2 protein-coding genes, 6 pseudogenes and 1 other annotated feature are annotated in these 6594 nt (G+C 60.1%); of the genes and pseudogenes, 2 read left to right on the plus strand and 6 right to left on the minus strand.

Annotated elements, in window-relative coordinates:
• Window positions 1-45: 45 nt before the first annotated feature.
• Window positions 46-789, minus strand: a complete 744-nt coding sequence (locus GNZ21_RS00005; RefSeq protein WP_157320164.1) for an IS3 family transposase — start codon at window positions 787-789, stop codon at window positions 46-48.
• A gap of 56 nt (window positions 790-845) precedes the next feature.
• Window positions 846-1175: pseudogene (locus GNZ21_RS00010) on the minus strand (transposase); the annotation flags it as partial.
• A gap of 345 nt (window positions 1176-1520) precedes the next feature.
• Between GNZ21_RS00010 and GNZ21_RS00015 the strand changes: the two are divergent.
• Window positions 1521-2420 (plus strand): annotated as a pseudogene (locus tag GNZ21_RS00015) (IS3 family transposase); the annotation flags it as partial.
• Window positions 2421-2439: 19 nt separating this feature from the next.
• Here the strand turns inward: GNZ21_RS00015 and GNZ21_RS00020 are convergent.
• The 4 genes and pseudogenes from GNZ21_RS00020 to GNZ21_RS00040 form a co-directional block, all read right to left on the minus strand.
• Window positions 2440-3459 (minus strand): annotated as a pseudogene (locus GNZ21_RS00020) (IS30 family transposase); the annotation flags it as partial.
• Window positions 3460-3505: 46 nt separating this feature from the next.
• A pseudogene (locus tag GNZ21_RS16400) lies at window positions 3506-4464 on the minus strand (IS3 family transposase); the annotation flags it as partial.
• Window positions 4049-4180: a sequence feature (AL1L pseudoknot), on the minus strand. Its footprint overlaps the pseudogene before it by 132 nt.
• A 50-nt stretch (window positions 4465-4514) precedes the next feature.
• Window positions 4515-4631, minus strand: a pseudogene (locus GNZ21_RS00035) (IS481 family transposase); the annotation flags it as partial.
• A 193-nt stretch (window positions 4632-4824) separates the two neighbouring features.
• Complete coding sequence (locus GNZ21_RS00040; protein WP_157320175.1) at window positions 4825-6126, minus strand: nucleotide sugar dehydrogenase; 1302 nt, start codon at window positions 6124-6126, stop codon at window positions 4825-4827.
• A 113-nt stretch (window positions 6127-6239) separates the two neighbouring features.
• On the opposite strand from GNZ21_RS00040, the pseudogene GNZ21_RS00045 reads away from it, so the two are divergent.
• Window positions 6240-6524, plus strand: a pseudogene (locus GNZ21_RS00045) (glutamine--fructose-6-phosphate transaminase (isomerizing)); the annotation flags it as partial.
• Window positions 6525-6594: the final 70 nt, after the last annotated feature.

A 6594-nucleotide genomic window follows, 5' to 3' on the forward strand; every position in this document is an offset into this window, starting at 1 on the left:
TAGACCGATTCTGCGGAGTGTCGCTGACAAGCAGGAACAAGTACTTTAGCCGGTTAAGAGGCAATCGCCCTTCGATCCCACCGAGGCCACAGCCTCTGCTTCATCCAGGCGCTCGGTGTAGCGAATCGCTCGATACTGAACCCCTCGGTCCGAATGGTGGACCAGGCCCTCCAGGTTCTGCCCTGCCCGCCGGCGGGCCCACAGGCCCATATCCAGGGCGTCCAGGGCCAGATCAGTCCGCAGCGAAGTGGACACCTGCCAGCCCACGATCATGCGGCTGAAGACATCCAACACGAAAGCGGCATAGACCCACCCGGAGTAGGTGCGGATATAGGTCAGATCCGCTACCCAGAGCCGATTAGGGGCTGCGGCGGCGAATGTGCGGTCAACGAGGTCTGCTGGCCTCATCGGGTTCTGATCTCCTTCACTGATAGTGGTCTTCGGTGCTCTTTCTCGGCGCAGTCCGCGGATACCTTCGGCGCGCATCAGCCGCTCCACGGTGCACCGGGCCACCGCAGTGCCTTTACGGTTGAGCTCGGCATGAATCTTCCGGGCACCGTAGACCCCGAGGTTCTCCGCATGGGTCCGCCGGATCAGCGGCACCAGCTCCGCGTCCCGGCGGGAACGGGCTGAGGGTGAACGAGATTTGGCGGCGTAGTAGGTGCTGGAAGCGATCTGCACCCCAGAGGATCGAAGCTCCCGGCAGATCGACTCGACTCCCAGCGCAGTGCCCTCCACCACCTGGTGGCGGTAAGCGTCGATGTAATCAACGGCTACCTGAGTAGGCACCTCCCAACCCGCATCAGACTCAACGGGCTGGGCGTGCCTCTGGTCGTGGTGGGCTACTTGGTTTTGCGGTCGAGCTCCGCGGCGGCGAAAAAAGCCGCTGAAGTCCGCAGGATCTCATTGGCCCGACGCAGCTCCCGGACCTCCCGCTCCAACTCCGCGATCCGCTGGGTGTCCTCGGAGGTGCGGCCCGGGGCCACCCCACCGTCAATCTCGGCCTGACGCACCCAGGTGCGCAGCGCCTCGGGGTGGACTCCCAGCTGCTCACCGACCCGACGGACTGCTCCCTTGGCCATTGCCGGGTCTTTGCGTAGATCCAGCGCCATCCTGGTGGCGCGCTCCTTCAGCTCAGGGCTGTACTTCGGTCGTGCTGGCATAGTGACTCCCATTTTTCCTGGTTTGGAAGTCTCCACAGAACCCGGGGCGCTTCACGACGTAGTCGAAAGCTTCAACGACGGAAACCATAATCATCCTCCAAGGACATAGAGCGGATAAGGTCAGCCCGGCTCGTGGGGTCGCTCAGAGTCCACATCTGTAATGAGTCACAACCACTGTTTCCTCGGCGGTCGGACAGGCTTCTAATCAAGGCATCTGCGCGCAGAAGCCGAGCCCAGCCCAGTGCGGACACGTCATTTTCAAGACACCCCTTGAACGCCTCATGAGGGTCGGAAATACCCGGGGTCACGCACTGAGACTGAACTCAGCATCTCAGCCGGCCACAGGCTGGCCAATACCCATTACAGAAGTACCCGCTCGTGAGCGATCTCGCCGCTGCAGGAATCCCTGTGGCGGTGACGTGCCGGGTGCTGAAGATCGCCCGCCAGCCCTACTACCGGTGGCTGGCCAACCCCATCACCGATGCCGAGTGGGAAGATGCCCATCGGCTCAATGCCCTGATCGATGCTCATCGTGATGATCCTGAGTTCGGGTACCGGTACCTGGCCGACGAAGCAGAAGAAGCCGGCTACCCGATGGCCCACCGCACCGCCTGGCGGTTGTGCAATGCCCAAGGGATGTTCTCGGTGATCAGCAAGCGCAAGAAGGGTAAGGGCACCCGCCCTGGGCCGCCGGTCCATGATGATCTGGTGCGCCGGCAGTTCAGCAGCGTCAAGGAACTGAACACCGTGTGGCTCACCGATATCACCGAACACCACACCGGTGAGGGCAAGCTCTATCTCTGCGCGGTCAAGGACGCCTGTTCCCGCAGGATCATCGGCTACAGCATCGATCACCGGATGAAGGCTTCACTGGCAGTTAGAGCGCTGAACAACGCCATCGCCAACCGCCGCCGTGCCGGTGTCGAGGTGGGCGGATGCATAGTCCACAGCGACCGCGGGTCTCAATTTCGAGCAAAGAAATTCCTCCGGGCTCTGGAGCATCACAGCCTGGTCGGCTCGATGGGCAGAGTCGGGGCCGCAGGCGACAATGCCGCGATGGAGAGCTTCTTCAGCCTACTGCAGAACAACGTCCTCGACGCGAAGCCCTGGGCCACCCGCGAGGAGCTGCGCACGACCATGGTCCGGTGGATCGAGAGGACCTATCACCGAAGAAGGAAGCAGAAGGAACTGGGGAAATTGACCCCCGTGGCATTCGAGGAGAAATTACTGACCCAGGCCCTGACATTAGCGGCCTGACCAAGAAACCCCACCTGTCACCCATCCCTGCATCAGCCCCGTTCTTCACCCTCGGCTGCTGCCCGTACCCATCAAGTCTGGGCAAGTGCACTAACAAGGTCGACCGGGACTTGCGCTCCACGAGCGTGCCGATCGCCGATCGGTTCGCCCCGATGATCAGATCCCCCTCCCAATGCCCAGGCACCGCACGATCAGCAGCCTCTGCAGGCCGCTGAGAGATCACCACATCAGCGGTGACGTGCCCCTGCGGCGTGTTCTGCAACCGGGATCGGGGCTTACGCAAAGCCCGTCCGGTTCGCAGCGCGGCCACGAGCTCGCGTTTGAGCGCCCCGCGTCCCTCGATGTAGAGGGCCTGGTAGATCGCTTCGTGACTGATCCGCATAGAACCATCATCGGGGAAATCGATCTTCAACCGGTGCGAGATCTGTTCCGGACTCCACGCCAGCGACCACTTCCGGTCCTGTCTGTGTGGCTTGTTCCGTCCCCGCCATGCCTGGGTCTCGGGTCCGTCGACGACGGTCCCATCGGGCAAGTGCACGTTCCCGTCGAGACGCTCCTGGACATAGGCACGCAGTCTCGGGTTCGTGATGAGTTTAGCGGGCTTCGGGCGACGGGCGATCAGTTCGGCCTTCCACTGCGCCACCGATGCCCGGTACTCGAGCTTCCCACCACGGGTAGCTGCGTTCCTGCGCAACTCACGCGAGATCGTCGCCGGATTCCGACCCAATCGGCGAGCAATCTCGCGGACACCCTTCTTCTCGACACGCATGAGCGCGATCTCCTCACGCTCGACGAATGACAGATACCGGCGGCCAGGCTCGGCGAGTGTGATCATAGGCATACCGCCACCCTGCCGGAACCAACGCGCTCCGACCGCCGATGACACACCCACCGATACCGCCGCGTCTTCCGAGGACTCGCCCCTCTGGATTGCCTTCCAGAACTCTCTTTCGACACTCCGCCTGGTCTTCGGTGCTCCCGGGGAGATCATGGCCGATCGTCCCGTCAGCTCTTTCAGCCATCCGGCTGGTCGTCCCATCAACACTCCTCAAATCGGGGTGTTGCGACGACCAATTGAATCCGCCTTGAGGGCCTGCATCCGAATGGTGGAGCAGGCCCTCAGCGGTGAACTGGAATCGGGTCCGCCGTCGGGTGAACAGCGCCTGCTCCAAAGTCGCTTGGACCAGTATGGTCTGTTTGCTGGTGGAGACTCTCCAGCCCAGAATCATCCGTGAGAACACATCAGTGATGAAGGACACGTAGCAGAACCCGGCTGTGGTCCAGACGTAGGTGAAATCGGCTACCCACCACTGATCCGGCCGAGTGGGGTGCTTCCAGCGCCGGCGAATATGGTCTGGATACCGCGGTGCTGACTGATCTGAGGTAGTAGTGACCGTGCGGCGGTGCCCGCGGCGGATGCCGCTGATTCCAGTGATGCGCATCAGCCTCTCCACCCGGTCCCGACCCCACCCCAGCCCAGCGCGATGGGCAGCTTTCCACAGCTTCCGACGCCCATAGAGGCTCCGGTTCTTCACCCACAGGGTATGCAGGGTATTGGCGTCGTAGGCATCAGCGAGCTCACGGTCAGTGAGGCTGAAGCCGCGGGACTGATGTGCGTAGAAAGTGGACGGGGCGATCTGGGTGCCGTGCTCAGTGAGCACAGTACAGATCGGCTCGACCCCGAACCGGTGCCGGTATTGGCGGATGTAGGCGATTACCGTGACAGTTTGCGGTCGAGCTCCGCTGCGGCGAAAAAAGCCGAGGAGGTCCGCAGGATCTCATTGGCCCTCTTCAGCCGGGCGTTCTCGGCCTTCAGCGCGGCAAGCTCGGCATCGCGGTCCTTGATCTCAGATGGCGAGTAGCCTGGTGCTTCCAGATCGCGGACGATCCAGTTCTTCAATGTGGCTGGGTTGATGCCCAGTACCTCACCGATCTCACGGCGAGCCTGGGCCTTAGAGATCCCATCACCCTCTTCGAGCCGGTCCGCGTACATACGCACCGCTCGGGCCTGGGTCTCAGGGTCGTAGTGGGAACGTGCTGGCATGATCTCATTCTCCTAGCTAGATCACACCCTCCACCAGACCCAGGCCGGTTCAGCCCAGTGGCCTGATCAAGGCACTCCAACCTGGGCATCCGGTACCGGGTAAGCACCCTGCCCACCGTGGAGCGGGGAATGCCCAAGCGTGCGCTGATGCGGTGAGGGCCCCACTGGTAGGGCATGGAGTCTGGTCTCCCCTCGTTGGGCAAGCCTTGTCATAGACCTTCTCCCCGGTTTGCCGACCTTATGGTGGAGGTGTCTGGACGGCTCCTCAGGGTGAGCGTTGATCATCTATCAATAAGAGAATCTTGTTGGAACCAAGAGTTCGGTAGATTGAATATCTATTATTTGTTGGGTTAAAATCCCCTAGAGGGAGTGGGAATTTGGTTGCCCTGGTGATTTCCCTCTGGTGTTCAGGAAGATTGGTGAAACGGAAGTCAGTTTTTCGATATTATAGCTTGAGTGGTTCTGGAGCAGTATGACTATGTCTGACTGGGAGGCGGCAGCGTAGAGATCTGGTGCGCGATGTATAGTGCGGCCGTTAAGCTTCCAGTCTTCAACTAAGGGATCGTGGAAAGAAATTCTGGCGTTCTTAGTAGCCAGGACTTCAGCTAGAGGTGTGGCGGGTGATTCTCTTTGGTCTGCGATATCAGGTTTGTACGTTACGCCCAGTAGAAGGACTTGGGCGCCATTGAGGGCTTTGCCCTGTTCGTTCAGGAGGTCGGCAATGCGTCCGACTACATAGGAGGGCATGGAGTTGTTGATCTCCTGGGCGAGCTCCACGAAACGAAATTGATACCCTAGCGTTTTCTTGACTTGAAAACTTAGATAGTTGGGATCAATGGGGATGCAATGTCCGCCTACACCGGGACCAGGGGTGAATTTCTGGAAGCCAAAAGGTTTAGTAGATGCGCCGCGGATGACTTCCCAGATGTCGATTCCGAGATCGTGGCAGAATCTTGCCATCTCGTTGACTAGGGCAATGTTGACATGGCGGTACGTGTTCTCGAGCAGTTTGGCGGTTTCTGCTTCTTTTGTGCCGGATAAGGGTACGACTGTCTCGATGAAGCGCTGATAGAACTTTGTGGCCTTCTCGGTTGCTTCAGGAGTGATTCCGCCCACAAGCTTCGGGGTGTTCACGATAGTCCAGTTCTTCGAGCCGGGATCGATCCGCTCAGGTGAGAAAGCGAGGTAAAAGCCGACTTCGCTTGCAGAGCCGGGTGGCACGTGCTGCATGCCAGAGGTTTGCTCAAGGATGGGGAGAACCACGTCCTCAGTAGTTCCTGGGTAGGTCGTTGACTCCAGCACCACGGTGGTGCCCGGCGTGAGATTTGTTCCGATGCTGGCGCTGGCAGCTTCGACAGCACTAAGGTCAGGGCCACCGCCCTCGTCGAGCGGGGTAGGGACGCAGATTACGACTATGTTGGCTTGACGAATGACTGAGGCGTCGTTTGTCGCGGTGTATCCACTCTGGAGCATTCGCTCGATGTCTTCGTTGCTGATGTCGTCGACATGGGAAATGCCCTTGTTGAGTGCTTCGGCGCGACCGGGTGCGATCTCTAGGCCGTATACCTTTAGCCCGGTAGCTGACGCGGCCTGTGCGACTGGCAGGCCTACATAGCCTTGCCCGATAACTGCGAGCGTGTGAGCGCCCTCCGGAGCGTGCATCTTTCCCCCTATAGTGCCGGTTAGGTCGGCATAGATTGGTCCATCTAGGTTTATATCAGACCCAGATTGCGTCAGGACTTAGAAATGCCGACCCCTATCGTAAGCTTGCTGTCATGTGTGGAATTGTTGGTTATATCGGGGTGCCGGAGAAGATCGCTGAGCACCAGGCCTTGGACGTGTTGTTGGAGGGTCTGCGGCGGTTGGAGTACCGGGGTTATGACTCTGCTGGTGTGGCTGTGGTGGCTGATGGTGTGATCGAGGGCCGGAAGAAGTCCGGGAAGCTGGCGAATCTGGTGGCCGAGATTCAGGAGGCCCCGATGCGGGCGGCCTCGGTGGGGATCGGTCATACCCGGTGGGCGACCCATGGTGGGCCCACTGATCAGAATGCGCATCCGCATTTCGGTGCGAGGCGTATCTGAGTAAATTGACCAGTTGGCGGTTTAATTAGTCCGCATCCATGGTGGTCGG

Origin of the sequence: Nesterenkonia alkaliphila, from assembly GCF_009758175.1 — a bacterium.
Taxonomy (GTDB): domain Bacteria; phylum Actinomycetota; class Actinomycetes; order Actinomycetales; family Micrococcaceae; genus Nesterenkonia; species Nesterenkonia alkaliphila.

What these genes read in the sequence shown, in the direction of transcription:
- GNZ21_RS00040 (WP_157320175.1), bottom strand. Translation starts at nt 6,126, where the DNA reads ATGCACGCTCCGGAGGGCGCTCACACGCTCGCAGTTATCGGGCAAGGC.